Origin of the sequence: Coleofasciculus sp. FACHB-712 (assembly GCF_014695635.1) — a bacterium.
Taxonomy (GTDB): domain Bacteria; phylum Cyanobacteriota; class Cyanobacteriia; order Cyanobacteriales; family FACHB-T130; genus FACHB-T130.
This window is the reverse complement of sequence record NZ_JACJOQ010000161.1, coordinates 1-3,378: the sequence shown is the minus strand read 5'-3', so window position 1 is coordinate 3,378 and position 3,378 is coordinate 1. Positions and strand designations below refer to the sequence as shown.

The following is a 3,378-nucleotide window of genomic DNA, read 5'->3' as shown; positions in this document are numbered from 1 at the left end:
CATTGAATTTGATACTCTAACTTAAATAGTCTTGGGAACGGGAAGTTAAGAGTGGATATTCAAATTGGGCGGGGTAAGACAGCTCGCCGAGCTTATGGCATCGATGAAATCGCGCTAGTGCCTGGAAATCGGACACTAGACCCCAGTTTGGCAGATACCCGCTGGCGCATCGGCGGCATCGAGCGAGAAATACCGATTATTGCCAGTGCGATGGATGGGGTAGTAGATGTCCGCATGGCAGTTTTACTCTCTCAACTGGGGGCATTAGGCGTCCTCAACTTAGAAGGAATTCAAACTCGCTATGAAAACCCAGAGCCGATTTTAGATCGCATCGCCTCTGTGGGCAAAGAAGAGTTTGTCGCGCTGATGCAAGAACTCTATGCAGAACCCGTTAAGGAAGAATTAATCGAACGACGGATTCAAGAAATTAAGCAACAAGGCGGCATCGCAGCCGTCAGCGCCACACCAGCGGGAGCGACAAAGTACGGCGCAGCGGTGGCAAAAGCGGGTGCTGACTTGTTCTTTGTGCAAGCGACGGTGGTTTCCACCGCTCACCTCTCGCCTGAGTCAGTGACACCCCTGGATTTGGCTCACTTCTGTCAAGAAATGCCCATCCCGGTCATTTTAGGGAACTGCGTCACCTACGACGTGACGCTGAACTTAATGAAGGCAGGTGCGGCTGGCGTGCTGGTGGGGATTGGTCCCGGTGCCGCTTGTACCTCTCGCGGCGTTTTGGGAGTAGGGATTCCCCAAGCAACCGCTGTTGCCGACTGTGCAGCCGCTCGCGATGACTATTTCCACGAAACCGGCAACTATGTCCCCGTGATTGCCGATGGCGGTTTAATCACTGGCGGCGATATCTGCAAGTCGCTTGCCTGCGGTGCTGACGGCGTGATGATTGGTTCTCCGTTTGCCAGAGCCAAAGAAGCACCCGGACGGGGGTATCATTGGGGGATGGCAACACCTAGCCCCGTTCTCCCTCGTGGTACACGCATTCGCGTCGGCACGACGGGAACGTGCGAACAAATCCTGCGCGGCCCCGCTGGTCTGGATGATGGCACCCATAACCTGCTGGGAGCCTTGAGAACCAGTATGGGCACGCTGGGAGCCAAAGATATCAAGGAGATGCAGCAAGTTGAAGTCGTTATCGCACCCTCTTTGCTGACCGAAGGGAAGGTCTACCAGAAGGCACAGCAGTTGGGAATGGGTAAATAAACTCACTGACTCATTTGCGTTCCTTAAGAAATTCCGGACTCCTGCTTAGAGGGCTGGAAAATCTAAAGCTGTCGCTTAGAATAGAGAAAGCGGAGACGAATGTTTCCGTTCACTCCTCACACCACACTCCGCCCGGACTACTGTTCGGGCGGTTCCTTTTTTGGGGTTAAAATCACCGCCAGCCAGCCAGCAGTCAAACCCACTGACTCGTCAATTATGTCTAAATGTATACCTTTTGAGTCAGAAAATGTCTGTTTTGCCTATGGTAGAATTTGCTAAAAATTAGAAACTGTTACGCTTAAGGATTTCTAGGCATGTCATCAGCCGCACAAGTTACAGACGCTTCGTTTAAACAAGAAGTACTTGACAGTGAAGTTCCCGTTCTAGTAGATTTCTGGGCACCCTGGTGCGGACCTTGCCGGATGGTTGCGCCTGTGGTGGATGAAATTGCCCAGCAGTACGACGGTCAAGTAAAAGTAGTCAAACTCAATACCGATGAAAACCCTAACGTTGCCAGCCAGTATGGGATTCGCAGCATTCCCACGCTCATGATTTTTAAAGGCGGTCAACGGGTGGATATGGTGGTGGGAGCGGTTCCCAAAACCACTTTGGCAAATACTTTGGAAAAGTATCTCTAACCAACTTTTTCCCAGCAAGAATGGATAAACCGTCAGCATAGTTACCTATTTTTGCGGGAAATCGCTGCTTATCAACCCAGACTCTCTAAGTTGAGTTGACAGTTCTGCTTGTCATTTGTCTTTTTTACTCGCCTTCTTGAACTATTCAGTAGGTTGTTTTAAATAACGAAAGATATGCACGATCTGAAAAAACCCGTTTTCTACAAGAAAACGGGTTTTTTTGAGGAGTTCCGCCCCCTTAATGGAAGCTTCAACCTTTCTGTTAGACAGGCGCTGAAAGCCGATTAGGGAGAAAATCGTATAGGATGATACCAGTAGCGGCGATGCTGGGGCGAATCCCGTTAGAATAGAGTGCCGCTGGTGCTTGCATAAATTATGACCATCACTCCTCCTTCTAATGCCCTTGAGTCACTGCAATCAGACGTAGCCGATCTAATTCACCAGCTACCGAACCTGAAACACGGAAAATGGATACAACGGGCGCTGTCAGTGCTAGTGCGACTGGCTGGGGAGGAAATCGACCGGCTGGACTGGAAAATCTTGAGCGCTTCTATGCAAGATATGGAGCGGGCATTTCAAGTTTTTTATCCTTATCGACACGTCCGCAAAGTAACGATTTTTGGTTCGGCTCGCCTTGCGTCTGATAGTCCCGAATACCTCATGGCGGTTGAGTTTGCTCGCCGTGTCACCCAGCTCGGTTATATGGTGATGACGGGTGCCGGTGGGGGGATTATGCAGGCGGGAAACGAAGGCGCGGGAGCTGAAAAATCGTTTGGTTTGAATATTCAGCTACCTTTTGAGCAGGGAGCAAACCCGTTTATTGAAGGCGACCCCAAGCTGATTCCTTTTAAGTATTTTTTCACCCGGAAGCTGTTTTTCCTGCGAGAAAGCGATGCGATCGCTCTCTTTCCCGGTGGCTTTGGCACGCAGGATGAAGCCTTGGAGTGTTTGACGCTTTGCCAGACGGGAAGATATGGTCCTGTGCCGATGGTCTTAATTGACCGTCCTGGCGGCGATTACTGGTCGTCCTGGGATGCTTATGTTCGCAAGCATTTAGTCGAACCCGGTTTAGTGAGTCATGACGATCCAAACCTGTATACCATTACAGATAACTTAGATGTCGCTTGTGAAGCGATCAATCGCTTTTACCGGGTTTATCACTCCAGCCGTTATGTTGAGGATAAATTTGTTCTGCGTCTTAAGTCGGAAATATCGGATGCAGCGGTTGAACAGCTGAATGCTGATTTCAGCGACATCTTGGTGAAGGGAAGAATTGAAAAAACTCAGGCATTACCCCAAGAAGCAGTCGATGAAACATTGGATTTACCTCGTCTGGTTTTGTACTTCAACCAACGGGATTTGGGGCGCTTGTACCAGATGATTTCTACGATTAACCAGATGGTGACTCCTCCACCCTCTGTAGCAGCGCATCCAGAGCTTAAGTAATGGGTTCAGTCAACTTAAATGTTGATTACTTGTGAATGCTACCATCGGGCATTCTTGTGTTTGTCAGGTCAGTCTGGTG

3 protein-coding genes are annotated in these 3,378 nt (G+C 49.7%); all 3 read left to right on the top strand.

The window, feature by feature from the left end:
* The first annotated feature begins 51 nt into the window (after positions 1 to 51).
* The 3 genes from H6F50_RS04375 (at position 52) to H6F50_RS04365 (ending at position 3,299) form a co-directional block, all read left to right on the top strand.
* The gene (locus tag H6F50_RS04375) at positions 52 to 1,215 is read left to right on the top strand and encodes a GuaB3 family IMP dehydrogenase-related protein (protein WP_190412217.1); all 1,164 of its coding nucleotides are present in this window, start codon (positions 52 to 54) and stop codon (positions 1,213 to 1,215) included.
* A 314-nt stretch (positions 1,216 to 1,529) separates the two neighbouring features.
* Positions 1,530 to 1,853 (top strand): thioredoxin, encoded by a 324-nt coding sequence (gene trxA / locus H6F50_RS04370; RefSeq protein ID WP_190412216.1) that lies wholly within the window; start codon positions 1,530 to 1,532, stop codon positions 1,851 to 1,853.
* A 375-nt stretch (positions 1,854 to 2,228) separates the two neighbouring features.
* Positions 2,229 to 3,299: an LOG family protein gene (locus tag H6F50_RS04365; protein WP_190412215.1), complete on the top strand. Its 1,071-nt coding sequence runs from the start codon at positions 2,229 to 2,231 to the stop codon at positions 3,297 to 3,299.
* Positions 3,300 to 3,378: the final 79 nt, after the last annotated feature.